This window comes from Bacillus sp. OV166 (assembly GCF_900177675.1).
Classification (GTDB): domain Bacteria; phylum Bacillota; class Bacilli; order Bacillales; family Cytobacillaceae; genus Neobacillus.
In genome coordinates this window covers 41,032-65,746 of record NZ_FXWM01000001.1, presented here as the reverse complement: position 1 = coordinate 65,746, position 24,715 = coordinate 41,032, and the positions used below count along the sequence as shown (strand labels likewise).

General features: G+C 41.5%; 27 protein-coding genes. 15 read left to right on the top strand and 12 right to left on the bottom strand.

Annotated features, from left to right (window positions below; genetic code table 11):
- The first annotated feature begins 33 nt into the window (after window positions 1-33).
- The 6 genes from CCK98_RS00330 to CCK98_RS00305 all read left to right on the top strand — a co-directional run bounded on the left by CCK98_RS00330 (window position 34) and on the right by CCK98_RS00305 (window position 6,245).
- Window positions 34-1,239, top strand: coding sequence for an MFS transporter (locus CCK98_RS00330; protein ID WP_088084816.1), 1,206 nt, complete (start codon window positions 34-36; stop codon window positions 1,237-1,239).
- 319 nt (window positions 1,240-1,558) lie between these two features.
- Complete coding sequence (locus CCK98_RS00325; RefSeq protein ID WP_088084815.1) at window positions 1,559-2,731, top strand: ABC transporter substrate-binding protein; 1,173 nt, start codon at window positions 1,559-1,561, stop codon at window positions 2,729-2,731.
- 183 nt (window positions 2,732-2,914) lie between these two features.
- Window positions 2,915-3,793, top strand: coding sequence for a branched-chain amino acid ABC transporter permease (locus tag CCK98_RS00320; protein WP_088084814.1), 879 nt, complete (start codon window positions 2,915-2,917; stop codon window positions 3,791-3,793).
- A gap of 15 nt (window positions 3,794-3,808) precedes the next feature.
- Window positions 3,809-4,762, top strand: a complete 954-nt coding sequence (locus CCK98_RS00315; RefSeq protein ID WP_088084813.1) for a branched-chain amino acid ABC transporter permease — start codon at window positions 3,809-3,811, stop codon at window positions 4,760-4,762.
- Complete coding sequence (locus tag CCK98_RS00310; protein WP_088084812.1) at window positions 4,759-5,538, top strand: ABC transporter ATP-binding protein; 780 nt, start codon at window positions 4,759-4,761, stop codon at window positions 5,536-5,538. Before CCK98_RS00315 ends, CCK98_RS00310 begins: the two co-directional genes overlap by 4 nt.
- Window positions 5,538-6,245 carry an ABC transporter ATP-binding protein gene (locus CCK98_RS00305; RefSeq protein WP_088084811.1) on the top strand — a complete coding sequence of 236 codons (708 nt, stop codon included), beginning with the start codon at window positions 5,538-5,540 and terminating at the stop codon, window positions 6,243-6,245. Before CCK98_RS00310 ends, CCK98_RS00305 begins: the two co-directional genes overlap by 1 nt.
- A 49-nt stretch (window positions 6,246-6,294) precedes the next feature.
- Here the strand turns inward: CCK98_RS00305 and CCK98_RS00300 are convergent, their stop codons facing one another.
- Complete coding sequence (locus CCK98_RS00300) at window positions 6,295-8,103, bottom strand: TIGR04190 family B12-binding domain/radical SAM domain protein (RefSeq protein WP_088084810.1); 1,809 nt, start codon at window positions 8,101-8,103, stop codon at window positions 6,295-6,297.
- Window positions 8,104-8,407: 304 nt separating this feature from the next.
- Between CCK98_RS00300 and ybaK the strand changes: the two genes are divergently transcribed.
- The 4 genes from ybaK to CCK98_RS00280 all read left to right on the top strand — a co-directional run bounded on the left by ybaK (window position 8,408) and on the right by CCK98_RS00280 (window position 11,247).
- On the top strand, window positions 8,408-8,884 hold the full coding sequence (ybaK, locus tag CCK98_RS00295; RefSeq protein ID WP_088084809.1) for a Cys-tRNA(Pro) deacylase: 477 nt from the start codon (window positions 8,408-8,410) through the stop codon (window positions 8,882-8,884).
- Between the two features lie 100 nt (window positions 8,885-8,984).
- A complete protein-coding gene (locus tag CCK98_RS00290; protein WP_088084808.1) occupies window positions 8,985-10,088 on the top strand; it encodes a PRK06851 family protein in 1,104 nt (367 codons plus the stop codon).
- Between the two features lie 127 nt (window positions 10,089-10,215).
- The gene (locus CCK98_RS35085; RefSeq protein WP_179195680.1) at window positions 10,216-10,707 is read left to right on the top strand and encodes a hypothetical protein; all 492 of its coding nucleotides are present in this window, start codon (window positions 10,216-10,218) and stop codon (window positions 10,705-10,707) included.
- A 306-nt stretch (window positions 10,708-11,013) separates the two neighbouring features.
- Window positions 11,014-11,247 (top strand): hypothetical protein, encoded by a 234-nt coding sequence (locus CCK98_RS00280; RefSeq protein ID WP_088084807.1) that lies wholly within the window; start codon window positions 11,014-11,016, stop codon window positions 11,245-11,247.
- A 38-nt stretch (window positions 11,248-11,285) separates the two neighbouring features.
- Here the strand turns inward: CCK98_RS00280 and CCK98_RS35080 are convergent, their stop codons facing one another.
- A complete protein-coding gene (locus CCK98_RS35080) occupies window positions 11,286-11,441 on the bottom strand; it encodes a hypothetical protein (RefSeq protein ID WP_168241344.1) in 156 nt (51 codons plus the stop codon).
- A 138-nt stretch (window positions 11,442-11,579) separates the two neighbouring features.
- Between CCK98_RS35080 and CCK98_RS00275 the strand changes: the two genes are divergently transcribed.
- The 3 genes from CCK98_RS00275 to CCK98_RS00265 all read left to right on the top strand — a co-directional run bounded on the left by CCK98_RS00275 (window position 11,580) and on the right by CCK98_RS00265 (window position 14,257).
- Window positions 11,580-12,248 carry a DNA alkylation repair protein gene (locus tag CCK98_RS00275; RefSeq protein WP_088084806.1) on the top strand — a complete coding sequence of 223 codons (669 nt, stop codon included), beginning with the start codon at window positions 11,580-11,582 and terminating at the stop codon, window positions 12,246-12,248.
- Window positions 12,249-12,319: 71 nt separating this feature from the next.
- Window positions 12,320-13,174, top strand: a complete 855-nt coding sequence (locus tag CCK98_RS00270; RefSeq protein ID WP_088084805.1) for a Cof-type HAD-IIB family hydrolase — start codon at window positions 12,320-12,322, stop codon at window positions 13,172-13,174.
- Between the two features lie 15 nt (window positions 13,175-13,189).
- Window positions 13,190-14,257, top strand: a complete 1,068-nt coding sequence (locus CCK98_RS00265) for a sorbosone dehydrogenase family protein (RefSeq protein WP_088084804.1) — start codon at window positions 13,190-13,192, stop codon at window positions 14,255-14,257.
- A gap of 61 nt (window positions 14,258-14,318) precedes the next feature.
- Here the strand turns inward: CCK98_RS00265 and CCK98_RS00260 are convergent, their stop codons facing one another.
- From CCK98_RS00260 to CCK98_RS00230, 7 genes are all read right to left on the bottom strand, one after another.
- A complete protein-coding gene (locus tag CCK98_RS00260; RefSeq protein WP_088084803.1) occupies window positions 14,319-15,221 on the bottom strand; it encodes a FixH family protein in 903 nt (300 codons plus the stop codon).
- A complete protein-coding gene (locus CCK98_RS00255; protein WP_088084802.1) occupies window positions 15,218-15,895 on the bottom strand; it encodes an ABC transporter ATP-binding protein in 678 nt (225 codons plus the stop codon). The genes CCK98_RS00260 and CCK98_RS00255 overlap by 4 nt, the downstream gene beginning before the upstream one ends.
- Window positions 15,892-16,689, bottom strand: a complete 798-nt coding sequence (locus CCK98_RS00250; RefSeq protein ID WP_088084801.1) for an ABC transporter permease — start codon at window positions 16,687-16,689, stop codon at window positions 15,892-15,894. Before CCK98_RS00250 ends, CCK98_RS00255 begins: the two co-directional genes overlap by 4 nt.
- Entirely contained in the window at window positions 16,653-17,993 is a 1,341-nt protein-coding gene (gene nosD, locus CCK98_RS00245; protein ID WP_088084800.1) for a nitrous oxide reductase family maturation protein NosD, read from the bottom strand. The genes CCK98_RS00250 and nosD overlap by 37 nt, the downstream gene beginning before the upstream one ends.
- The gene (locus tag CCK98_RS00240) at window positions 17,994-18,563 is read right to left on the bottom strand and encodes a hypothetical protein (protein WP_088084799.1); all 570 of its coding nucleotides are present in this window, start codon (window positions 18,561-18,563) and stop codon (window positions 17,994-17,996) included.
- Between the two features lie 208 nt (window positions 18,564-18,771).
- Window positions 18,772-20,637 carry a Sec-dependent nitrous-oxide reductase gene (nosZ, locus tag CCK98_RS00235; RefSeq protein WP_088084798.1) on the bottom strand — a complete coding sequence of 622 codons (1,866 nt, stop codon included), beginning with the start codon at window positions 20,635-20,637 and terminating at the stop codon, window positions 18,772-18,774.
- A gap of 17 nt (window positions 20,638-20,654) precedes the next feature.
- Entirely contained in the window at window positions 20,655-21,089 is a 435-nt protein-coding gene (locus CCK98_RS00230; protein WP_088090236.1) for a cytochrome C, read from the bottom strand.
- 244 nt (window positions 21,090-21,333) lie between these two features.
- Between CCK98_RS00230 and CCK98_RS00225 the strand changes: the two genes are divergently transcribed.
- Complete coding sequence (locus CCK98_RS00225; protein ID WP_088084797.1) at window positions 21,334-22,077, top strand: Crp/Fnr family transcriptional regulator; 744 nt, start codon at window positions 21,334-21,336, stop codon at window positions 22,075-22,077.
- Window positions 22,078-22,114: 37 nt separating this feature from the next.
- On the opposite strand, the gene bshB2 is transcribed toward CCK98_RS00225, so the two are convergent.
- The 3 genes from bshB2 to pdxK all read right to left on the bottom strand — a co-directional run bounded on the left by bshB2 (window position 22,115) and on the right by pdxK (window position 24,327).
- The gene (gene bshB2, locus CCK98_RS00220) at window positions 22,115-22,786 is read right to left on the bottom strand and encodes a bacillithiol biosynthesis deacetylase BshB2 (RefSeq protein ID WP_088084796.1); all 672 of its coding nucleotides are present in this window, start codon (window positions 22,784-22,786) and stop codon (window positions 22,115-22,117) included.
- A 155-nt stretch (window positions 22,787-22,941) separates the two neighbouring features.
- Complete coding sequence (locus CCK98_RS00215; protein WP_088090235.1) at window positions 22,942-23,274, bottom strand: YojF family protein; 333 nt, start codon at window positions 23,272-23,274, stop codon at window positions 22,942-22,944.
- A 210-nt stretch (window positions 23,275-23,484) separates the two neighbouring features.
- Window positions 23,485-24,327, bottom strand: a complete 843-nt coding sequence (gene pdxK / locus CCK98_RS00210; protein WP_088084795.1) for a pyridoxine/pyridoxal/pyridoxamine kinase — start codon at window positions 24,325-24,327, stop codon at window positions 23,485-23,487.
- A gap of 84 nt (window positions 24,328-24,411) precedes the next feature.
- Here pdxK and CCK98_RS35075 point away from each other — a divergent pair, with 84 nt between their 5' ends.
- A complete protein-coding gene (locus CCK98_RS35075; protein ID WP_179195679.1) occupies window positions 24,412-24,708 on the top strand; it encodes a hypothetical protein in 297 nt (98 codons plus the stop codon).
- The last annotated feature ends 7 nt before the right edge of the window (window positions 24,709-24,715 follow it).

Below are 24,715 nucleotides of genomic sequence, written 5' to 3'. Positions count from 1 at the left end.
GTAAAAAAACAGCTACAACTTAGGGGGATCCATATGAAAGACAAAAAGGAAATTTCAAGCCGGAGATTGCTTGGCATTGCCGGGATGGGCTGGATGTTTGATGCCATGGATGTCGGCATGCTCTCTTTTATCATTGCGGCCTTAAAAGTAGAATGGGAGCTGACTCCTGGGCAGATGGGTTGGATTGGAAGTGTCAATTCCATTGGGATGGCCGTTGGTGCACTTATTTTTGGATTAATGGCAGATAAAGTTGGCCGCAAAAATGTATTTATCATCACGTTATTATTATTTTCCGTTGGGAGCGGGCTTTCCGCAATGACCACCACATTAACCGCCTTTTTAGTGTTAAGGTTCTTCATCGGCGCTGGTTTAGGAGGAGAGCTTCCTGTTGCCTCCACATTCGTATCAGAAAGTGTCCCCGCCGAAAAACGCGGCAGGATTGTGGTTCTGCTTGAGAGCTTTTGGGCAGGAGGCTGGCTAGTTGCTGCAGTTATCTCTTATTTCATTATTCCAAAGTTTGGCTGGCAAGTGGCATTACTTATTAGTGCCATTCCTGCTTTATATGCATTATACCTACGCATGGGGCTGCCGGATTCACCCCGTTTTACGGCCGTTAAGGACAAGGAAAAAATTTCAGTCTTCCAAAGCATGAGGAATTTATTTTCAAAGGATTACAGGCGCCAAACAACGATGCTTTGGATCTTATGGTTTTGTGTAGTTTTCTCCTATTATGGAATGTTTTTATGGCTTCCAAGTGTAATGATTATGAAAGGATTCAGCTTAATTAAAAGCTTTGAATATGTGCTAATTATGACGTTAGCACAGCTCCCTGGTTATTTTACAGCCGCCTGGTTTATTGAAAAATTCGGCCGTAAGTTCGTTTTAGTTGTCTATTTAATTGGTGCAGCAGTGAGTGCCTATTTCTTTGGTGCAGCAGAATCGACTGCCCTGTTGATGACTTCAGGAATTCTATTATCATTTTTTAACCTAGGTGCTTGGGGAGGTCTTTACGCTTATACCCCTGAACAATATCCAACCATCATGCGTGGTACAGGCTCTGGTATGGCAGCAGCGATTGGAAGAGTTGGCGGCGTGTTAGGCCCCTTATTAGTCGGTAATCTTGTCGCACAGCAAGTATCGATTTCAACCATCTTTATGATCTTCTGTATTTCTGTCTTAATTGGAGCAATGTCCGTTTTCGTATTGGGAAAAGAAACGAAAAATACAGAACTAGTATAATAAATAGTCCAAAGAGATTCCTTATAGAGGAGTCTCTTTTTTTATATATAGAACATTGAATCATATTTAACCAAAATATTTAAAAAAGAGAATTCATTTTCCCGTTTCACATAAATCCTTTTCGACTTTAGTGTAATAAAGGCTATTTAGTGGATATAATTCATATATTTGCTTTATTGCAAATTATCTTAAAATAATGTATAATACCACTAGACGAACCCCCGAATATTTTGTACAATGTTTTCAGAATATTATCTTTTTTTAAAACAGTTAGACAAAGGCGTTTGGGAAAATTTTTTCAAAAAACAGGGGGTAAATCATGAGGAAAAAGAAATTGGCTGGTATCTTTATGTCGTTTATGGTTGCAGCAGGTGTGTTGGCAGGATGTAATTCAAGTGCTAGTAGCGATGGGGAAAAAGGAGGCACAATTAAGATTGGTGCGAACCTTGAACTATCGGGTGGAGTAGCTTCTTATGGTCAATCTGCCAAAGAAGGTATTGAGTTAGCAATCGAAGAAATCAACAAAAAAGGTATTAATGGCAAAAAACTAGAATTAGTGACAGTTGACAATAAGTCAGATGCAGCAGAGGCTACAAATGGTGCTCTAAAACTTGCCACTCAGGATAAAGTTGTTGCGATGATCGGTGCGGCAACAAGTACAAACACATTAGCACAAGTGCAGATTGCTCAAGATAACAAAATTCCATTAATTACACCAACGGCAACAAACGCAACGATCACAAATAAAGATGGAAAGGTAAATGATTTTGTGTTCCGTACATGCTTCATTGACCCATTCCAAGGTACAGTTGCAGCAAATTTCGCTTCCAATGATTTAAAGGTTAAGAGCGCGGCTGTTCTGATTGATAGCTCAAGCGATTACTCTAAAGGTCTTGCTGATTCTTTTAAAAAGAATTTTGAGGCAAATGGCGGAAAAATTGTTAAAGAAGAAGCCTATGTGGCGAAGGATACAGATTTCCGTGCAACCTTAACAAATATAAAATCAGCAAAACCAGAATATATATTCGTTCCTGGCTTTTATGAAGAAGTAGGTTTAATTATCAAACAAGCTCGTGAGCTTGGCTTAAATGTGCCAATCATGGGTGGTGACGGTTGGGACTCTCCTAAACTAGTAGAAATCGCTGGAGCAAATACACTGAATAATACATTTATTACAAACCACTATTCATCAGGTGATAGTGATAAGAAGGTTCAAGACTTTGTTGCAGCGTTCAAAGCAAAATACGACGGTAAATCTCCGGATGCCTTTACAGCTCTAGGTTATGACACAGTATACTTCCTTGCGGATGCGATTAAACGTGCTGGAAGCAGTGATTCTAACAAAATTCAGAAGGCACTCGCTGAAACAGATGGATTAGAACTTGTTTCTGGAAAAGTGAAGCTTGATAAAAACCATGATCCAATTAAAGCCGCTGTTATCCTTGAGTACAAAAACGGAGAACAACAATTTAAGACAAAGATTAATCCTTAAGAGAAAAGCGGAAGCGCCTTATCGTTGAAGCTAGCAAAATTTTATAGTTTGCCAGAGGAATAGGGAGCGTGATGTCTCCCTATTCCACTTTATAAAAGAAATGCAAGTTTCCCAACATGCAAACTTTGTTTAATTGTATTTAAAAAAAGATACGTGAAGTCGGTCCAAAGGAGTGTAAGACATATGGAATTAATACAGCAGCTTGTAAATGGAATATCCTTGGGCAGTATTTATGCATTAATCGCTCTAGGGTATACAATGGTTTATGGTATTGTAAAACTGATTAACTTCGCCCATGGAGATGTATTCATGGTTGGTGCATTTATAGGGTTTTATTCCATTACTATTTTAGATTTAGGATTTTTCCCAGCATTACTTATTTCAATGGTGGCCTGTGCCATCTTTGGTGTTTTAATCGAGAGGATTGCTTATAAGCCTCTTAGAAATGCAACTAGAATTGCGGCCCTTATTACCGCAATTGGGGTTTCGTTGTTTATTGAGTACGGTACCATTTATATTCGTGGTGCCCAGCCGGAAGCCTATCCAGATGGAATCGTTCCAATAAAGAGCTTAGAGCTTTTAGGGGTAAAAATTAGCGGTCAGTCCTTACTTATCTTAGGAACTTCGTTAATTTTAATGATTTTACTACAATTTATCGTTCATAAAACAAAAATTGGTAAAGCCATGCGAGCCGTATCACACGATATGGATGCCGCAAGATTAATGGGAATCAATGTGAATAACACGATTTCAGCAACTTTTGCGATTGGTTCTGCCCTTGCTGGTGCAGCCGGAGTTATTTTTGGTGTCTACTATACAAAAATTGAGCCTTTGATGGGAATTATTCCAGGACTTAAAGCATTTGTTGCCGCAGTTTTAGGCGGAATCGGGAGTATTCCTGGGGCGATGACTGGCGGTTTAGTTTTGGGTGTAATCGAGTCACTTGTTAGTGCAGCAGGCTACTCCCTATGGCGTGACGCCGTAGCATTTGTCGTCCTTATCTTAATCTTAATCTTCCGTCCAGCAGGTTTATTTGGTAAAAATATCAGGGAAAAGGTTTAAGGGGGTCTTTTAGCGATGGCAATTTTAAAACAAGCGAAGTTTTTCTGGACCTCGATCGTTTTAGCCGTTATATTTTCAGTCGTCATGCAATTTTTAATAACTGGCGGGTCATTGAACCAGTTTTATGTAAACACACTATTTTTTATCGGAATTAATATCATCCTAGCCGCAAGTCTCCATTTAATTATTGGGATTACAGGGCAATTTTCAATTGGACATGCTGGTTTCCTAGCCGTTGGAGCCTACGCTTCAGCAATCATGACCATGAAATTGGGCCTGCCCTTTCCAGTGGCCATCCTTGTTGGCGGATTGGCAGCCGCTGTGGCGGGGCTCATTATAGGGATTCCGACACTTAGATTAAAAGGAGATTATCTTGCCATTGCCACGCTTGGCTTTGGAGAGATTGTAAGAATTGTCTTTTTAAATATTGAATATGTCGGTGGGGCAAGCGGGATGACAGTCTCCCACTTAACAACGTGGCCATGGCTGGTTGCTTGTGTATTGCTAACCATCATTGTGATTGTGAACTTTACCAACTCGACACATGGACGAGCTTGTGTTTCAATTAGAGAAAATGAAATTGCTGCAGATGCAATGGGGATCAATACAACCTTTTATAAGGTTACAGCTTTTGCCATCGGTGCCTTCTTTGCCGGAATTGCCGGTGCCTTATATGCGCATAACTTTTATATCATTCAGCCGACTAACTTTGGCTTTTTGAAATCATTTGATATTTTAATTTTTGTAGTATTAGGCGGGCTTGGAAGTATGTCTGGAGCGGTTATTGCAGCGGTCTTATTAACGATTATTTCGACCTACCTTTCCAGTTATCCAGAGGTTCGGATGGTTGTTTACAGTCTTGTCTTAATTGCAATGATGCTTTTCCGACCACAAGGATTGCTAGGAACGAGAGAGATTACCTCATTCTTTAAAGCTGGTAAAACCGCTAAAGGAGGAGTGCAAAAATGAATGAAAAAACAACGTTGCTTAAAGTAGAAAATACCGGGATCCGTTTTGGCGGCTTAAAGGCTGTTTCGGATGTAAACCTGGAATTAAATCAGGGTGAACTTGTCGGTTTAATTGGCCCAAATGGTGCCGGGAAAACGACGTTTTTTAACTTGCTAACAGGTGTCTACGTTCCAACCGAGGGAAGCATTACGTTAGATGGCGAAAAACTAAATGGCTTTGCGCCATATAAAATTACCAAAAAGGGAATCAGCCGGACCTTTCAAAACATTCGTTTGTTTAGTGAACTGTCTGTTCTCGATAATGTAAAGGTAGCCTATCATTCGTTGGCCAAGCATTCGATGCTGAGCTCTATTTTCCGCCTCCCTTCCCACTTCTCCGGTGAGAAGGAAATGGAAGAAAAGGCGATTGAATTCTTAAAAATCTTTAAGCTAGAAAATGTGATGCATGAAAAGGCAAAAAATTTACCATATGGTCAGCAGCGTCGCCTTGAAATTGCCCGGGCATTAGCTGCTAATCCTAAATTATTGCTGCTGGATGAACCGGCTGCCGGCATGAATCCACAGGAAACAGAAGAACTGATGAATTTAATCGCGTTAATTCGTGAGAGATTTTCGTTAACGATCCTATTAATTGAACACGACATGCTTCTTGTTATGGGTGTCTGTGAGCGAATTTATGTGCTTGACCATGGTCAATTAATTGCCAATGGTACACCTGAACAAATTAGAAATAATCCAAAAGTCATCGAAGCTTATCTTGGAGAGGAGGTCTCCTAATGCTAAAAGTAAATGATATTAATGTTTATTATGGAAATATCCATGCATTGAAGGGAGTTTCTCTCGAGATCAATCAAGGAGAAATTGTCACACTGATTGGCGCCAATGGTGCTGGGAAAAGTACGCTTTTACAAACCATATCAGGGTTACTAAAACCGAAAAATGGTGAAGTATTGTTTGAAGGTGAACATGTGGAGGGCAAGGTTCCTCAATTAATTGTTAAACGGGGGATTTCGCAAGTACCGGAAGGCCGCCGTGTTTTCTCAAACATGTCGGTTGAGGAAAATCTAGAATTAGGTGCGTATTTACGGAAAGATAAAAAAGGCATTCAAGAAGATTTTGAAAAGATTTATCAGTTATTCCCTCGCTTGCTGGAGCGCCGTAAGCAACTATCTGGTACGCTTTCTGGGGGAGAGCAGCAAATGGTCGCCATGGGCCGTGCATTAATGGCTAGACCTCGTCTATTACTATTAGATGAGCCTTCCATGGGTCTTGCGCCGATTTTAGTAAAAACCATTTTCAAGATTATTGAGGAAATCAATAAAACTGGGACAACCATTTTATTGGTAGAGCAAAATGCTAATATGGCGTTATCGATTGCCGATCGTGCCTATGTCATTGAGACCGGAAAAATTGTTGCTTCAGGTACAGCTGAAGAGCTTAATCAAAGCGATCAAATTAGAAATGCTTATTTAGGCGGTCACTAAGCCTTGGCTATAAAAGAGGAGTTGGGAATCCCCCAGCTCCTTTTAATATTTATATATTCATTTTTCTTCGTTCGGTATCAATCTGGAATTGCTGTCGTCTTTTCGGACTTAATAGATGTCTAATTTTGTTCGCATAATCTTCATAGAGCTGTTCGAGTCCGACTAATGTGAGCGAAAAGAAGTTAGCGTAATTCTTTTGAACTTCCCACTTTAACTCGTTCTTTCCACAAATACTATATTTATTTAACTCTTCAATTTCCTCACGAATCTTTGCTAGTTCACCAGGTTGCTGCTCTGCTGGAAGAGAGAGAACATAATCAATTTTTTCAATATAATCCATCGATTTCTCTATTTTCCATTTGATTTCTAGATAATTTTCTTCATCAATCAGGCCGTATTTTAATTTGAAATCATTTAGTAGTTGTGCCGATTCATAGGTTGAATTAACAATGTCATCACGTGTCATATCTTTTGTTTCATAGCTAAGCATATGCTTCCACGAAGGCTGGGTAATCGCCTTGCGGTGATCCTCAAGTGTGTGGCAGAACTTTTTATAGCCATGGTGTTCTGGATTTTCAAACGCTGGGCTTGCAGGATCTAGGAACGGTGCAAGTGGTGCGACGAAGTAGAATATCCGTTTGTCTTGATTGCAGGCAAGATGGATTTTTTCACAGAAATCAATGTTTTCTAACACGCTGTCATAGGTCTGTCCTGGAATCCCAACCATGAAGAATAAATCAATTTTTTTACAGCCATGCTTTAAGGCAAAATTAAGCGTATCGATTACTTTAGGGTTCGTACAGTTGAATTTCCCGTTGTAGCGTCTGATTTTTTCATCGTGTGTTTCCAGGGTAATTTCAATACTATATTTCGGAACGCTATCATTCATCTGTTGAAAGAACCCTTCGTCTGCATACTGGAATAACTCAAAGACGACCTCATTTTTAAGATGAAGTTCCTTCAGCCGGCTAAAAAATTCCTTCACGTATTCACGTCCGCCCTGGCGCAGGTCATGAAGGATAAAAATCGGTGACCGGCTAAAGCGTGAAATGAATTTAATGTCCTCAACTAGTTTTTCGGGCGACCGTAAGGCAAGGGAGCTTCGGTTACAGTTTTGATCATAGGCATCCTTAGAACCGCCGCAGATGAGACAGTTTTGTGAACAGCCTCTCGCTGTCAGTAAAGCGGTATTTGGATATTGCAGCCAGCCATTGTACGGAAGCGGGTCAAGGAAATTCCGATATTTAAACACAGAACGGATCGCATAACGATATCCTGGAACGTCAAGGTCATCCAAATCCTTTGGTACATAAGTAAGCGGATTGCAGCCGATGCCGCTCCCCTTTTTCCAAGTTAAATTGGGAATGTCCGCATAGTGGGTATTCCCTTGTTCAATTTTATTCATCAATAACAGCATCAGCTTTTCGGTTGAATAGCCGCGCATAACAAAGTCTATGCAAGGATATTCAATTAACTCCCTATGATAATAAGTGGCAGAAAGTCCGCCAAAAATCACTGGAATATCTGGATGAAGCTTTTTTACAATTTTCGCCAGCTCGATACTGCCGTGTGCATGCGGAAGCCAATGGAGATCAATGCCGAAAGCCTTGGTGTTAATATTCCTTAACTTTGCTTCCACATCAAACTTATTACTCATCAGCATCCGATTGGCGATATTAATGATCTTGACCCGAAGACCGTATCTTTCAAGGTATTCTGCAATACTAGTGATTCCGATGGGGTACATTTCAAAAACAGGTGATGATGGCACAACATCACTGATGGGGCCGGCTAGCAGGGAGTTTTTTCGAAAGTCATAAACACTTGGTGCATGCAAAAGCACTAAATCATATTTCATTGATTCCACCTCAAGTAGAATAGTTTGGATGAGCAACTTCTCTCTCTATGTATGATTAAATGTAACTTATTTCAATATAATATTAGTGAGGAATTTCATATAAGCAATTTCTGAATAGTGATAATGAAGATATTATCTATTTTGAAATGTATGTAATTTAATCTTGTTAATTTTAGTGTACTATAATAATGGTTTAATAGAGTGACAAACGGGTGACAGAATTTGGGTGATTTTGTGTAATTTTTGCTGTTCCAGTATGCTGATACTGGATAGTAGTCTTTAAAGTCAGGGAGGAGTTTGTAAAGTGGCACAGGGTAAGACCAATGCAATGCGTATTCTTGACGCAAAAAAGGTTAGCTATGAGATGCTGACCTACGATAATAAAGATGGGAAAATCGACGGTTTTTCTGTTGCGGAGAAAATTGGCCGGGAGCCAAAGGAAGTCTATAAAACGCTTGTTGCAATGGGCGCGAGCAGGAATATATTTGTTTTCGTCATTCCCGTGGCAGAGGAATTGGATTTGAAAAAGGCAGCCAAAGCAGCCGGTGAAAAGAATATTGAAATGCTTCCGGTGAAGGATATTCAGAAATGGACTGGATATATCCGCGGCGGCTGCTCGCCGATTGGCATGAAAAAAGAATATAAGACGTTTATTGATGTAAGCTGCAGGTCGATCGATTCAATCATTGTTAGTGGTGGGAAAATTGGGGTTCAAATCGTATTAGAACCTGTTCTATTGCAAGAGGTCACAAAAGCTGACATTGTCCCCATTATTAAGTAAGATTTTTTCCCTAGGCACTCACCTATAAATAACAATCGCATAAGATAGGGTGAAATTGAATTTATCTTACGATTGTCACTATAAAAGGGAGTGTTGATGAGTGGCAGGGAAAATTAAAAATTACTTTGCAGGCGGGAATACAGCAAGAGGCTTTCATAATTTATATGACTCCAATCTTCAAGGTCTCGACCGGTTATTTATTTTAAAAGGCGGTCCAGGAACAGGTAAATCCTCATTAATGAAAAAAATCGGTAATGAGTGGCTTGAAAAGGGCTATGATATTGAATTTTTACATTGTTCTTCTGATAACAATTCCATTGATGGAGTGTTGATCCCAGCGTTAAAGGTGGGAATTGTCGATGGTACCGCTCCGCATGTGATTGAACCGAAAACACCTGGAGCGGTTGACGAATACATTAACCTTGGTGAAGCCTGGGATGCCCGTGCGCTGGCCATCCATAAAAATACGATCATGAAGTTAACCAATCAGATTAGTCAATCCTTTCATAAGGCGTATGATACCTATAAAGAAGCGCTGGATATCCACGATGATTGGGAAAAGATTTATATCAACAGCATGGATTTTAAGAAAGCCGATCAATTAACTAACAAATTAATTGACACCTTCTTTGGAAAAATGAAGCTCAGTAAAAAATCTGATATCCGCCATCGCTTTTTAGGTGCTGCTACGCCAAAAGGGCCGGTAGATTATGTCCCGAATCTAACCGAAGGAATTCCAAAACGTTATTTCATTAAAGGGCGTCCGGGTTCTGGGAAATCAACAATGCTGAAAAAGCTTGCGGCAGCAGCTGAGGTTAAAGGGGTCGATGTAGAAGTTTATCATTGTGGCTTTGACCCGCACAGCCTTGATATGGTGATTTTCAGGGAGCTGGGCATTGCCATCTTTGATAGTACCGCACCACATGAATATTTCCCAAGCAGAGATGGGGATGAAATCATTGATATGTATGAATTACTGATTGCGTCCGGGACAGATGAAATTTTTGCCGATATCATCACTAAAATCTCAACCAATTACAAAAATAAAATGCTTGAGGCTACTTCCTATTTAGCCAAGGCTAAGGAACTTCATGATGAGTTAGAGGAAATTTATATTGCCGCCATGGATTTTTCAGTCGTCGAACGGATCCAGAGTAAAATTGCGGAGGAAATTAGGGAGTTAGCAGCAAGCAAGGTAGAATAGCCAAACGTTCGAATATCACTAATATATATTAATAGCTTTTCACCAAATTAGGCGGGGCGCATACATTAGAGGGAATATAAATAGAAGGGGACTAAAGCCTTGGATCATTTCAATTACCCTCAGGGTCATGGTAGTATGCCAATTTTTTCTTATGAAAACAACCTGCGGCAATCACCGCCGCATGGTGGAGGCCAACAGCAGCAGCCGCCGTCGCATGGTGGAGGGTATCAACCACCGTCGCATGGTGGAGGGTATCAACCGCCGTCGCATGGTGGAGGGTATCAACCACCGTCGCATGGTGGAGGGCATCAACCGCCGTCGCATGGTGGAGGATATCAACCGCCGTCGCATGGTGGAGGATATCAACCGCCGCCACATGGTGGAGGGCACCAACCACCGTCGCATGGTGGAGGGCATCAACCACCGTCGCATGGTGGAGGGCATCAACCACCGCCGCACGGTGGAGGGCATCAACCACCATTTGGAGGTGGCCCGCATTATGGAGGTGCCCCGACTGCACCGCCGCCAACCTACATCCCTCAGGAAACAGCTGGATTATATGCGGTTGACCCAGGTGGAATTAGGCACTGTCTGTACCGTTATACCTATGTTTGGTTGAATAATGGAAGAAGCTTCTGGTATTATCCAACCTACGTAGGCAGAACCTCGATCGCCGGGTATCGCTGGCGCGGATACCACTGGGAATATTACGGAATGGATTTAAACAGAATCCGTTCATTTAGTTGTCACTAAGTAAGAAAGAACTGACCTGAAATGGGTCAGTTCTTTCTTTTGGTGCCATTCATCTTAATAATCAATGGTTGAGTGTAGCCATAAACATTCCAACTTATATGAAAAGTTTAGATAACAAAGGTGTGAATTGGGCAACATACTTAAATACTTTGAAATCAAAGGGGCTTACATAATGGCAAAAGACGAGAATGCAGCAAATGAAACGATTGAAGCAAACATTAAGATTAACGAACAACTTGAAGATGGGAAGGTACACGCATCTACGGAAAGACGTTCTGCAGCAGAAAGTGCAAACCTCGAAATGCAGGATCAATTCAGAGGTGAGCAAAAACAGCCCTCTGAAGGTGTTTCGGGTGCATTTATTTTTAACCCATCAATAAAATTAAATGAGGATAATGAAGACTAAAAAATCGACTTTCAAATGTGAAAGTCGATTTTTACCTTTTAAGGGTTTGGATTCGTCTTGCTTTTCTGTCCTTTATTCCGCTTATTGCCTTTGCTGTTATCACCGCTCACAAACTCGCTGGCAAATTCAGCCTCTGCATGCCCTGCTTGCGGGGAGTTTTGATTGTTGCTGCCCTTGTTGTATTTCTTGGTCATGGTAATATCCCTCCTTTTCTACTATGATTTAGTTTGGTTTTAGGAAAGTGGTTTATTCGAAAAAAATAAAGGAAATATTGGAAGATAAGAGAATTACTATTGATTTAGTGGGTATTATTTTTGAAAAGGTGGAATTGGATGTCGCCAAATATTGCGCTGTTAACACAACTATTTGAAGAAAATCGCAATGAAGCAAATGCCGAACCGATGAAGAAATATATGAAAGATCATTTCCCCTTCTTGGGCATCAAGAAACCACAGCGCAGTGTGCTGGAAAAGCAATTTTTTCAAGAGACAGGGATCTTAAAAGAGCCGTTTAACCAAGATTTGATTCGAGAACTTTGGGCGAAGGAAGAACGAGAATACCAATATACAGCATTGGTTTATATGGAAAAATCGTTGAATAAGCTCGAGAAAACGGATTTGCCATTTATGGAGCAACTGATTACAATCAAATCTTGGTGGGATACGGTTGATGCGATTGCTCCCAAGCCGGTTGGAAAAATTGCCGAGAAATTCCCTGAAGTGGTGGCCGAAACAATTAATGGCTGGGCCAATGACGACAATCTATGGCTGCGAAGAGCGGCACTGCTTTTTCAATTAAAATATAAGGGAAAAACGAATGAAGAATTGCTTTATCATTACATACAGCAAAATGCGGACAGCAAGGAATTTTTTATCCAAAAGGCAATTGGCTGGGTGTTACGGGAATATTCGAAGACAAATCCCGCCTCTGTAAAGGGATTTATTGAAGGAACAAAGTTAGCACCGTTAAGTGTTCGCGAGGGTAGTAAGTATTTAGCATGAGCATATGGGAGATAATGTTTTGGTAATCATGTTAAAATGGCAATAATGAAAATGGATAGAGGGGGGACAACATGATTAAATGTATTGCATCAGACATGGATGGAACATTATTGAATTCGAAGCAATTAATCAGTGAGGAAAATAAGGACGCGATCGTAAAAGCACAAGCGCAAGGAATTGAATTTGTGGTCGCAACGGGAAGGTCGTATCAAGAAGCAACTTACGTCCTAGCTCAAGCAGGCATAAATTGCCCGGTTATCTGTGCGAATGGCGCAGAGGTACGCTCCAAGGAAGGAGTCGTTCTTTCAGCCACACCAATCAGCAAACAAATGGCAAGAGAGGTAGCGGCAAGGCTAAGGGAAAAGGATATTTATTTCGAAGTATACACAAACAAAGGTGCCTTCACGATGGATGCCGACAAGGCGGTTTCCATTCTCGTTGACATCATCATGAGTGCCAATCCCGAAGTAAATCGAGAAGAGATTACTGAGGCTGCTGGGGCTAGACTACGTGATGGCCTAGTACATACGATCGAGGATTATGAACTTTTATTTGCTGATGAAAACTATCAAATCTATAAATTACTTGCCTTCTCTTTTGATGCAGACCGATTGGAGTCAGCAAACGAGTCCCTTTCAGAGCTAGAAGGAATCGTCGTTTCAACGTCTGGCCATGATAATTTGGAAATTACCAATACACAGGCTCAAAAGGGGATTGCACTGGAGTCGTTTGTGAAATTAAAAGGGATTGATTTAGCTGAAACCATGGCGATTGGCGATAATTATAATGATGTTTCCATGCTTGAAAAAGCAGGAAGATCGGTTGCGATGGGGAATGCTGATTATTACATAAAGTCTCTTTGTGATGTGATTACGGATACGAATGAAGAGAGTGGCGTAGGGAAGGCAATTCTTGAGGTAATTTAAGAAAGGTAGGAGTCAATGAATAAAGCTTGTTCTATTTTACTACTGATGGTTGTCTTGTTGTCGGGCTGTTCTCTTTTTGAAAAGGACGACAGAATCCAAGAGGAAGAGGTCGTTGTCAATCAGCCAAATATTGAAGTTTTGGCTGGAAAATTGCAAGTGCCATGGTCAATTGACCGGATAAATCAAGCTTTCTACATCAGCGAACGAACCGGAAACATTGTTAAGATGGAAAACGGTAAAATAGAACGCCAGCCAGTTCGTTTAGAAAAGCCGCTTGCCAAGGCGGCTGAAGCGGGGCTGCTAGGTTTTGTTCTTGATCCTCAGTTTCAAGATAATCATAAGGCGTACGCCTATTATACCTATAGTGATGATGGCAAGGGGCAATTTAATCGGGTGATTGTCCTAAGGACGAACGGTTCTGTGTGGTCCGAGGAGAAAATCCTGCTTGATCGGATTCCGAGTGCTGCCTATCATCACGGCGGCAGGCTGAAAATCGGTCCGGATGGGATGCTGTACATCACCACAGGTGATGCGACCACTCCGGAAACGGCTCAGAATTTGAAAACGTTAAATGGGAAAATTTTACGAATAAACTTAGATGGAACGATTCCCGAGGACAACCCTTTTCCAAACTCATATGTCTACAGTTATGGCCATCGCAATCCACAGGGATTAGTGTGGGTTGGCGGGACTTTATATGCAAGTGAGCACGGTCCATCGGCTCATGATGAAATCAATCGGATTACCCCAGGGTCGAATTATGGGTGGCCGGTAATTCAAGGTCCGGAACAGCAAGCGGGGATGGTAACCCCTTTGTATCAGTCCGGTGATGAAACGTGGGCACCGTCCGGGCTGGCTGCGGCGAATGGGAAGCTTTATGCAGCAACATTAAGAGGCAATGCCGTCCGCGAATTTGGATTGCGTCAGATGATTACCAGACCCGTTATTACAAGTCTGGGGCGAATCCGAGACCTGTATGTCGACGGCGACTACCTCTACTTTGTCAGCAACAACACCGACGGCAGAGGAACCCCTGACGAAAAAGACGATAAACTATATCGTGTGTTATTACGAGATTTATAAACCGAAAAGGGTGTCAGGCACCATGTGAAGAATTCACATGGTGCCTGACACCCTTCTATTTCTAGAGTATCTCAATCTTTAAGGAATTCACCTGGGAGACGAGAAGTTCTTCGTATTCTTTTTGGGCTTGGTAGTAGATTTCTTGTTCGCCGGCTTTTGGGTTTTCCTTTTTGACTTTTTCAATTAAGTCCTTTTGGACCTTCTGGGACATGACAATCATTCGATATTGCTGTTTTTCCGTTGCCCAAAATTTATCTGCGCCGTACTCATTGATTAGCTTTTTAGCGGATTCGAACTGATTATATTGTTCGCGCGCTTTGAGTAGGGCAGCATCCACTTCAGTCTCGGCAGCTTTATGGCCCTTTTCATCCGCCAGTAAGGCCATCGCACGAAGGCGGATAATTTGCGTTAATAATTGATTTTTATCCTCAAGTGTTTTTTCCTGGGAATCTAAATAAGCCAATTCTTCCTCTAACTTTTTACCCGTGTATTTTTTCTGCGAGCTCTCACGGTTGATTTCCAGCTGTAACTGGTTAATAAACTTATAGAAGCTGACATCTTCATTGGTAATCCATTCGCCGTTGATGATGGCGACACCTTTTGGCTTGGTCACATTTAGATCGATGACTTTCTCTGCCTTTTTGCCGTCTTTTTCTAATGTAAACGCGGCCTCGTATTTACCGCCCATCGGCAGGTTCACTTTGCCGGAGTAGGTCCCATTTTTGCCTTCCACAAGCTTAACATTATAGCTGCCATGGTCCATATTGGTCATTGATAATTGGGCAGACACATCGAGCCCTTTTACGGCCTTGTTGTTTTCGGTTACTTTTATTTCAAATGGCATCGCTGTGTCCTTGACGAAATAAAGGTCCTTCGTCACTGTTACCTTATAGTCAGGGCCTGAACTGCATCCTGTGATTAAGGCAATCAGCAGAAGCAAGCTAAAGATAATTCGTGTCTTCATGAACTGATTCCTCCTAAATTATGAGTTTGTAAGAATTCATCTACTGTAAACTTTTTCATTTTTCCATTGTCCAAATAGGCAACATGGGTGCAAATCTGCTTGATTTCATCGAGATGGTGGGAAGACAGCAGAATCGTTTTATCATGGAGGGAACCAAGGACCTCCAAAATTTCTTTTCTTCCGAGCGGGTCGATGCCGCTCGTCGGTTCATCCAGAATGAGCAGGCTTGAATCCTGATAAAGGGTGATTGCTAAACCAAGGCGCTGCAGCATCCCTTTGGAATATTTCTTCACTTGAACATCACGGTCATCCCACAAGCTGACCGAGCGTAGCACCTGCTCGATCCGTTCCTGGTTGGCCGTCTTGGTCACAGCTTCAGCAAAGAAGGTGATATTTTCAAGACCGGTCAGCATCGGATATAGCATGAATTTTTCCGGCAAATAAGCAATCGTCTTTTTCCATTCAACATTTTTCTTGTTAACAGCAGTCCCGTTAATCAAAATTTCCCCTTGCTTCACTGGCAGTAACCCAAGCAGACTATTGATGAACGTTGATTTTCCGGCCCCATTGCGGCCAACAAGGGCACATATTTCGTTTGGGTTAATGTCTAGATTGATGGAATCTAAGACATTTTTTTTTCCAAACGATTGGTTTAAATTCGTTACTTTGATCATTCGTACCCCTCCTTACGGTTGAAAACAATCGCTGTTAAAAACGAAGTGACAAGCCAGAACAACAGATTTCCGAGCAGGAAGAATACGGGTTTCGTCCACATAAATGCTTGTAAGAGCCTTGACATATGGCCAAAGGAATATACCCCCGTGCCTGTTTCTAGAAACATTCGAATCGCTTGAAGCGGATTTAAAAAGTAGACGGAAGAAAATAGTTTCACATTTTCATAGGTGACATCAGGTAAGAACGACAGCAAGATAAAATCATGTAAGAAGAAAAAGTAAAACCAGACGAAGATCGTAAACCCTAAAATCTGCATCCTCGAGCGGCTAAAACTACCGATGGCCGCACCAATTTGCAGGAAGACGAGACTCATACAAACGATTGCTGCCACAAAGATAAAATAGCCCTTTATATCGAGTTGGAAATTAAATTTTAATAGAAACAAATAGATGAAAAACCACGTAATCAGCGGGACAAGGACGACTGCATAAAGCCCAAGGCTTTTTTTAATTAGGAAGCTTCCGAAAGAGTCTGTCTTTGTTAGCAGCATGATCAATGTTTTTTGTTCCTTTTCTTGAAAAATCGAGAAGGCCCCGATAAATAGGCATAGAATCGGAATAAAATAGATAATCGTATCAAACAAGTTGATTAAGAGCACATAAAAGCCTTTATCAAATGAAAGGGCTGAGGAACGAAATAAAATCGCGATTGAAATGAGAACAATAATGCTTAGACTTAGCCAAAGCCCTTTTCCTCTTATATTTTCCTTCCATTCCTTCCAAATGTAATGCATAGTAGGTGTCTCCCCTTTATTAAAATCCCCACAATTAGTAAGCTGACAATAAGGAAAATAACTTTCGTATGTGTTCCATTTGACGCTGTTAATGGGTGTGGGTCATTAAACATAATGGCTTCGTTTGTAAGTGCGGCATTCATTTTTTCATATATTTTCAGGGCCGGACTTTTTAAAAATAAATAGGATAATTCTTGGTCCTCCATTAATTGATATAAAGATGAACGATAGGTTATTGGAAAATCCCCAATGCGGTCTTGGTTTAAATCAGTGATCGGGAACGCGCTGCCCCAGTCATTCCCTTTGCCATCCTTGCTCCAGGAATTATTCTCACTATTGCCGCCAAGAGTTACCGCAGGAATCGTATTTTCGGAAATTTGGTTTAATGTAAATACTTGATCATTGGAACTCGCCCATAGTTCAATTCCGATTTGGTTTTGAACGATTTTGTTGTGACGAAATTCGTTTCTTGTCGCTTGATCGATATACAAACCACGCTGGTTCATGTAAAAGGTATTATTGGCGATAAAATTATCATTGGCTTGAAGGAGTAATAGGCCAAATGATTGGTTGCCGTAGTTAACAATAAATTGATTATCCTCGAGCTTCAAATGATTGGAGTTCATAATGGCTGCGCCGCCGGTATTCATCGTGAAGGTATTTTTCATAAAAATGTTTTCGTCGGAATACATGTAATGCAGTCCATATCTTGTCTGGCTGATATTATTTTCATAGCTGTGATTGTTGTTGGCATATTCAAAGAACATCCCGTCCCGGGTGCCTTCAATCGTATTCTTTTCAAGCAGATTATCATTTGCATAATAAATGTGAATTCCATTTCCCTGTTCGGCGATTTTGCCCTTGCCCATTCCCTTAATATGGTTAGCACGAATCGTATTATCGTGAGCCTGGCTTAAATATATGCCGTGAAAGGAGTCGCGGATGTTGATATGTTCGACAACGTTGCTGTTTGTATAAATCTTGATGGCCGCGTATTCCTCAGCAGAGTTCCGGTTCATACTTCCGTGCGTTACCGTTAGATGGCTCAGCTTCACATGAGGGGCCTTGATGGAAATGACGTTTCCCGTTCCGTCGCCCTTAATAACGGTTTTAGGTGAGCCGATAATCGTCATTGCTTTGTTGATGACAATATTGCCCTGATATGTTTTGTTTTCAAGCTGTAATACCGCCCCATCTTTCAGGCTGTCGATGGTTGCTTGTAAATTTTCGGCGGCCAGCTTTTTCTCAGGGCTCATCAGTAGAAATAGAGAAAAAATGAAAGATAAGAGCGCAGTTTTTTTCATTTACTTTCGATCCTTCCATAACGGAATGAGTAACAGGATAAATGCTCCAATAAGTAAATAGGAACCGGGGCCAAGCACACTGTTGGTAATAAAGTTTGCTACTGTATTATGTCCCAAAATCGGCGGTACAAAAGGATCTATTTTAATGGGTGCTTCAGGGCTTAAATTTGTTCCGAAATCATGAAGTGCCTGCCGCAGGTCAATCACCCCAAGTAAGCCGCCAATTACAAACACGCCAATCAATCCATAAAGAATAGATTTTTTTCGAAAGACGGCGGTTAGTAAGGTAAGAATAGCTAAACCACCAACAAGATAGGAAAGATAGCTCAATTCAGGGAAGTTTTCTTCACTAAAGTTATCCATCCCGATATAGTGGTTGAGACCATTAACAATGTCAATTTGTCCCTCGAGTTTATTTGGGTAAACAATGATATTTAGTCCCTCTGGATATTGCGGAGCAAAGAAAATCATTTGCCACCACGGGAAAAATAATGAGATGACCATCAAAATGGCTGAAACAACTATTAATATCGAAGAAACCACTGATAATTTTTTCGTTTTACCCTTCATGTTAACATCGCCTTTATTATAAAGTGGAAGCGCCTTGCTCAGCCCCGACAAGCATAAGGCAAGCCCTTCAAGAAGGCGTTTTTTGCCTTCTTAAGGGATTGACTTAGACCAAAGAGGGGCTAGGTGCTGCAACTAGATTTTATCGATAATAAGATTTGTAAACAGGGATGGGTATCAATCTATTTAATTGATACCCATCTCCAACATATTATTTCTTAGGTTTTACAAGGAAGTAACCGTTCATTTCTTGGTGGAGCGCAGAACAGAAGTTTGTACAATAAAGTGGGTAGGTTCCCGCTTTATTCGCGACAAATTCCATTGTGTTGGTTTGTCCAGGCTGAACTTCCATGTTTAAGTTATAGCTGTTGATGGCAAATCCGTGTGTAATATCCTCATCGAAATCAATATTCGTCAGATGGATGGTGACGTGATCTCCTTCATTCACTTCAATGACGTCTGGTCGTTTTGCTTTTGCATCAAAGATGAATTTCGAACGCATCGCAATACCGTATACGTCAACTTTGTTGCCATTGCGGACGATTTTCGTATCACTCTGCTTGTAAACGGCTTCCTTATTCTTGACATCCTTAGGATATACATTAATCGTTTTAATCTTATCCGCTTTAATCATTTGTGCATAGTGCGGTTCAGGGTCTACTGGTGAAGATTGGATGACCTTCATCTTACCGCTGATATCAATCAATTGCATTGACTCAGGATGGGAAGGTCCGACAGACAAGTAACTGTCTTTAGCAATCTTGTTTAAAGCAATAATCCATTTTCCATCTGGTGCAACGGTATCACCTTCTGCGGCAACAGAGTGTCCTGGGGAATATTGAACAGGCACACGGTCTAATGTTTCACCTGTATTTGGATCCCATTTCACGATTTCCGAAGAAATGAACATCGTTGTATAGGCCATGCCTTTGTCATCAAATTGAGTGTGAAGCGGTCCTAAAGCGTTTTCAGGGTTTACTTCTCTTTCCATCACTGATTTGAAATTAAGAATAGGAATCCCATTCCGTTCACCAGTGAAGTCTTTGTTTGCGACCGCTTTAAACGCTTTTTCAAACGAGAAGACAGTCATTGTCGGTGCTAATTTTCCTGAAGCGATGAATTGCTTTCCATCTGGTGTGACGTCAACACCATGTGGTGATTTAGCGACAGGAATTAAATAAATTCCGCCTTTTTGTTTTTCAGGGAAAATCATTTTTTGACCGCCAATATTTTCGTACTTGCCTTCCTTGACCATTTTCGCAAGCTCTTTCCAGTTAAAAAGGACAATATAGTCACGATCAGCTTGTGATGCGTTAATTTCAAGATTAGTAGTCGCTTCTTCGGTATTATAAGTTGTCATTACCGCCCAATCAGCTGATTCTTTTTTACCAGCATCAGATAGGTCATAGGACCATGGCGGAAGTGCCACTTGATAAGCAATACCTAGTTTTTGATTCTTTTCATTAAAGGTTACAGCAGACATAACACCGCGGTATTGTGTGCTGAAGTCATCAAGAGATTCATACTTCTGGCCAAGCGGAACGGCGAAACGTGTTGGCAGGAACATGTACTCTGTATTTTCTGTCACGAATGCTGCACAGTGTGGGCCGGCAGTGTTTGGAACTTGAATGATATCTTTCGTCGTAAATGTTTTAAGGTCTACAACGGCGGCACGGCTGTTTCCTACATCAGTAGCAAACATATATTTTCCATCATAGTCGCCCTTTGTTTCTGAAAAGGCTGGATGGTGAAGGTCGCCCCATGTATAGTCGCCCATCATTTTTTTGGAATGCTCATCGAAACCGTATCCTGTTGCGGAATCTTGAGAGAATACAGGAATCGTTCTAATTTTTCGCATCGACGGAACCCCATAAATAAACATTTGGCCTGAGTGGCCGCCAGAGGCAAATAGGTAATAATCATCCTTTTGACCGAATGGCACATACACCTTTTCTGCATCGCTCTTAGTGCTTGAAGAAGCTTCCGTATTCGTCTTTGCTGAGAAATCGGCAAAAGAGATCGTTGCTGCAACAAACCCGGCAAGCAGACCCGATGCAATCGGAATCCATTTTTTCATCTAATTACACCACCTTTTTATTTTTCAGAAGCTTGTTTAAGTAGTTCTAACACTTGCTTGCGTTCTTCATCTGATAATGGATTTTTGCCAATAACGCCTGACATAACGGCAGAAGTAGGCGCCTTCAGGAATTCTTCAATCGGCTTGCCATGTTTCCCTTCCACGTTAGTAAACGCTTGGGAAAGGTCCGGTCCTACGGCACCGCCCTTAATATTTAATGCTTCAACACTGTGACAGCCAAGACAGCCCTTCTTGTTAAGGATGTTATCCTCATTAGCTGAAACGGTTGTTGTTTCCTTTGCATCCGTACTTTCTTCTTTGGCAGCGGCAGTTTCTGTTTGTGCCACCTGAGGCTGTTTTTCGGAATCCCCCATGATCACGCCAAACACTAAGTAGCCAAGTCCAAAACCAAGTAATGCACAGACTACAAAACTAATAATGGCTTTATTCACATTTTTCCCTCCCTTTTTATATAAAATGAACATCTTCATCCTAAACGCTCATGAGGGAGAAAAATGTGAGCTAACTCACACCTTTTTGGTAGACTTTGAACGTTATGTGAAACCGATTGTTTCAATTGGCTTTATAACAATGAACATTTTGTGAATTTCGTCACTACATCAGCGGATGGAGTTGTTTACAATAGATGGTAAGTATTTATCAAAAGTAGAGTTCTATAAAGGGGTGGTGAGAAGGATGAATCGAGTCGATTGTTTAAAAGATCCGCATCTAGGAGTCTATCAAGAAGTAATACAAACGGATTTGCTTCGAAAAATTGTTATTTTTAAGGATCTATCACAAAAGTCGCTTTCGATTATTGAAAAGAGGATTCAAACGCTGGAGTTGAAAAAGGGGGAACAGATCATTTCTGAGGCGGAAGTGGCCAAGGGGGTGTATTTTGTTCATTCAGGTGCTGTTAAGCTGACAAAGCAGGATGAGAATGGCAATGAAATTATTGTCTGTGTGAAGCAAAAAGGGGATGTGTTTGCAGAGGCCTGTTTGTTTACAAAGCGGACAGAATGCTATCCAGCGACAGCGACTATGCTCCAGGATGGAAAGATCTTCTTTTTGGATAAGTTGGAATTAGAACGGGATTTATTCAACCACCCAGAGCTGTCGATGCAAATGATCAGTTATATGAGCGATGCCTTACGGGAAATGACCTCACAATTACGAGATATTGCCTTGCTCGATGTATATGCGAAGACAGTGAAGACATTAGAGCGCCTGGGAAATAAATTTAAAAATGGTCTAAACAGATGGGATATTGAGATTCCCTTGACGATTCAAGAGTTTGCAACCGTCGTTGGCACGACGAGAGAAAGCGTAAGCCGTGTTTTTTCCAAGCTAAAAAAAGATGGGATTATTGATATGAAGTCGAGGAAGATTATTATCCGGGATTGGTGCACACTTTGTACACTGCTGCACCGGGAATATTAGCATTGAAAAAAGCCCTTCGCTGCGAAGGGCTTTTCGTTTACTTATCAAATTTGTACGTCCAGAATCGTTCGTTGTTGATCCACTTCATCATTTGTGGGTCTTGATTTTTCAACTTCTCTTCCATACCAATAAACATCTGCTCGGTTTGCGACCGGTGAGCTTGGATGGCAGCCAGTTTTGTTTCTGCGACGGGGCTAATATCATTGACGATGTCTGGTTCCCCAATTTCGTCTACACAATTATTCGAAAAGGCTACACAGTGTAAGGTTGGCCGCACGGCAGCAGGCATCTTCCCAACTGCCCGTACAACCGCCGCACCGGTGGCATCATGGTCAGGATGAACGGAATAGCCTGGATAAAAGGTAATAATAAGAGAAGGGTTGACTTCCTCAATCAAAGCTAACATTTTGTTGGCGAGTTTCTCTTCGTCTTCGAATTCAATCGTTTTATCACGGAATCCAAGCATGCGCAGGTCTTGAATGCCCAACACCCGAGCCGCTTCCTTCAATTCCTCTTTCCTAATTTTCGGCAGGTTTTCGCGATTGGTAAACGGGGGATTCCCCATGTTGCGTCCCATTTCTCCTAAGGTTAAACACGCATAGGTGACAGGAGTGCCGTTCTGTACATGGGTCGCAATCGTCCCGGACACACCAAATGCCTCATCATCAGGGTGCGGAAAAACGACCAAGAGGTGACGTTCTTTTTCCATAAATCATTCTCCTTTCGGGCCTTGCCTATTATCAATGACTGTGTTAATGGTTATTGTTGATATATTAGCCATGTTGATTGGAGCGGAAGGCTCCCCGGACCGCCCGCGAACCGCACGCGCCTGGAGCGCAAATCAACATGCAAGTATTACACAGCCTATTCAAAAGGGGTGCTGGAAATCTCCAAGGCAACCGCTAGTTTTCCTGCATTATCGTGACCGGCTAACAGCAGGTGATTGTCTTCGTCTATTTCGTAATGTGTAATCCCTTCTGCATAAATCCAGCCAAGGTTGATCTTCAAACCAACCCGAAACGGGCCATTCCCTGTTATTTTTCCTAATTCATAACGGACTAGCGCATTGCGGATGAATGCACCAGCGGAAAAAAATGATTGGTCGTTATGTGATGCATAGGCACCGTTTGTCGTTTCAAGGTGAATGTAGACCTCTTTATTGGCAAAGCTCGTAATCGCAGCCTGTGCGCCTTTCATATCAATAGGTTCCAAAGTGCAACCTCCTTTCCCTTCATAAATAGAATGATTAAGTCTAATGTCTATTTTAGTTAATAATGTAACTATCATACTAGAATCAGGAAAAAAATGCGAAATCAATGCTCGATGAAGAGAGGATCACGGTGCCTGACACCAAAAGATGACACAAAAAGAAAGAGCCGACCAATCGATCGGCTCTTTTCTCTATTGTTATTCAACACAATCTTCACAGTACTCTGTTTTTGAAAGTGCACTGCGGTAGGCACCATGCCAGGTCGGACCGACATATTGGTTTAGCTTGAAGCCTTGCTGGATGGCGGCTGTAATAAACTCTTTCGCGACATCGACAGCATCATAAACGGATTTCCCTTTGGCTAATTCAGCGGTAATCGCTGATGAGTAGGTACAGCCTGCACCGTGCGTGTAGGTAGTTGCAAACTTTTCAGACTCATACATCATAAAGTCCTTTCCATCATAAAGCAGGTCAACCGCATTTTCTTCTGATTGGAGCTTGCCGCCGCCCTTAATCAACACGAATTTTGCCCCTTGCTCGTGGATTTTTACCGCCGCTTCCTTCATTTCCGCAACAGTACGCGGAGTCTTCATTCCTGCAAGCTGTCCGGCTTCAAACAAATTGGGGGTAACAACTAGCGCGCGTGGTAAGAGGAACTCGCGCATCGCATCGGTCGTTTCTGGATGTAAAACCTCATCTTCCCCTTTACAAACCATAACCGGATCAATAACGACACGCTCCAGTTTATTTTCATCCATTTTTCGCGCCGCTAATTCGATAATTTCAACCGTACCAAGCATGCCTGTTTTCATTGCATCAATGCCCACCGAAAGAATCGTTTCTAGTTGAGTCTCAAGAGTATCAACCGCGATTGGAAACACGTTATGGTGCCAATTGTTTTTCGGATCCATCGTTACAATCGATGTCAGCGCCGTCATTCCATAGACGCCAAGCTCCTGAAATGTTTTTAAGTCTGCTTGAATTCCTGCGCCGCCGCTTGTATCAGACCCCGCAATCGTCATTACCTTTTTGATCGTCATATGTATTCCTCCTTCGTATCTAAAACCTCCTACTTATTATAGAACAATTTTATAAATTTAACAGAATTCACTGGAGTGTAAGACTTGGTAAATCGATTTAGAAGAAATAGTATCTCAATGCAATTCTACGAAATCGCCGTTTTTCAGCTAACAAATTACAACTTAGACGATTGGACATATGGATATTTGTTTTCTGAAGGCGATGCGGTATCGCAAATTCAGGTTTGCGAAGAATGTAATGGCTATATTAAAATTATTGATATACGACAATATATTGAAAAACCATCAGCAGCCTTACTAGATTTACACTCGATCCACTTGGATTATGTGGCACAGGAAAATGGCTATCATGCGGTGGGCGAGAAAAAAGATTTGAATTAAGAGGGTG

What these genes read in the sequence shown, in the direction of transcription:
- CCK98_RS00330 (WP_088084816.1), top strand. Translation starts at nt 34, where the DNA reads ATGAAAGACAAAAAGGAAATTTCAAGCCGGAGATTGCTTGGCATTGCC.
- CCK98_RS00325 (WP_088084815.1), top strand. Translation starts at nt 1,559, where the DNA reads ATGAGGAAAAAGAAATTGGCTGGTATCTTTATGTCGTTTATGGTTGCA.
- CCK98_RS00320 (WP_088084814.1), top strand. Translation starts at nt 2,915, where the DNA reads ATGGAATTAATACAGCAGCTTGTAAATGGAATATCCTTGGGCAGTATT.
- CCK98_RS00315 (WP_088084813.1), top strand. Translation starts at nt 3,809, where the DNA reads ATGGCAATTTTAAAACAAGCGAAGTTTTTCTGGACCTCGATCGTTTTA.
- CCK98_RS00310 (WP_088084812.1), top strand. Translation starts at nt 4,759, where the DNA reads ATGAATGAAAAAACAACGTTGCTTAAAGTAGAAAATACCGGGATCCGT.
- CCK98_RS00305 (WP_088084811.1), top strand. Translation starts at nt 5,538, where the DNA reads ATGCTAAAAGTAAATGATATTAATGTTTATTATGGAAATATCCATGCA.
- CCK98_RS00300 (WP_088084810.1), bottom strand. Translation starts at nt 8,103, where the DNA reads ATGAAATATGATTTAGTGCTTTTGCATGCACCAAGTGTTTATGACTTT.
- CCK98_RS35085 (WP_179195680.1), top strand. Translation starts at nt 10,216, where the DNA reads ATGGTAGTATGCCAATTTTTTCTTATGAAAACAACCTGCGGCAATCAC.
- CCK98_RS00280 (WP_088084807.1), top strand. Translation starts at nt 11,014, where the DNA reads ATGGCAAAAGACGAGAATGCAGCAAATGAAACGATTGAAGCAAACATT.
- CCK98_RS35080 (WP_168241344.1), bottom strand. Translation starts at nt 11,441, where the DNA reads ATGACCAAGAAATACAACAAGGGCAGCAACAATCAAAACTCCCCGCAA.
- CCK98_RS00275 (WP_088084806.1), top strand. Translation starts at nt 11,580, where the DNA reads ATGTCGCCAAATATTGCGCTGTTAACACAACTATTTGAAGAAAATCGC.
- CCK98_RS00270 (WP_088084805.1), top strand. Translation starts at nt 12,320, where the DNA reads ATGATTAAATGTATTGCATCAGACATGGATGGAACATTATTGAATTCG.
- CCK98_RS00265 (WP_088084804.1), top strand. Translation starts at nt 13,190, where the DNA reads ATGAATAAAGCTTGTTCTATTTTACTACTGATGGTTGTCTTGTTGTCG.
- CCK98_RS00260 (WP_088084803.1), bottom strand. Translation starts at nt 15,221, where the DNA reads ATGAAGACACGAATTATCTTTAGCTTGCTTCTGCTGATTGCCTTAATC.
- CCK98_RS00255 (WP_088084802.1), bottom strand. Translation starts at nt 15,895, where the DNA reads ATGATCAAAGTAACGAATTTAAACCAATCGTTTGGAAAAAAAAATGTC.
- CCK98_RS00250 (WP_088084801.1), bottom strand. Translation starts at nt 16,689, where the DNA reads ATGCATTACATTTGGAAGGAATGGAAGGAAAATATAAGAGGAAAAGGG.
- nosD (WP_088084800.1), bottom strand. Translation starts at nt 17,993, where the DNA reads ATGAAAAAAACTGCGCTCTTATCTTTCATTTTTTCTCTATTTCTACTG.
- CCK98_RS00240 (WP_088084799.1), bottom strand. Translation starts at nt 18,563, where the DNA reads ATGAAGGGTAAAACGAAAAAATTATCAGTGGTTTCTTCGATATTAATA.
- nosZ (WP_088084798.1), bottom strand. Translation starts at nt 20,637, where the DNA reads ATGAAAAAATGGATTCCGATTGCATCGGGTCTGCTTGCCGGGTTTGTT.
- CCK98_RS00225 (WP_088084797.1), top strand. Translation starts at nt 21,334, where the DNA reads ATGAATCGAGTCGATTGTTTAAAAGATCCGCATCTAGGAGTCTATCAA.
- bshB2 (WP_088084796.1), bottom strand. Translation starts at nt 22,786, where the DNA reads ATGGAAAAAGAACGTCACCTCTTGGTCGTTTTTCCGCACCCTGATGAT.
- CCK98_RS00215 (WP_088090235.1), bottom strand. Translation starts at nt 23,274, where the DNA reads ATGAAAGGCGCACAGGCTGCGATTACGAGCTTTGCCAATAAAGAGGTC.
- pdxK (WP_088084795.1), bottom strand. Translation starts at nt 24,327, where the DNA reads ATGACGATCAAAAAGGTAATGACGATTGCGGGGTCTGATACAAGCGGC.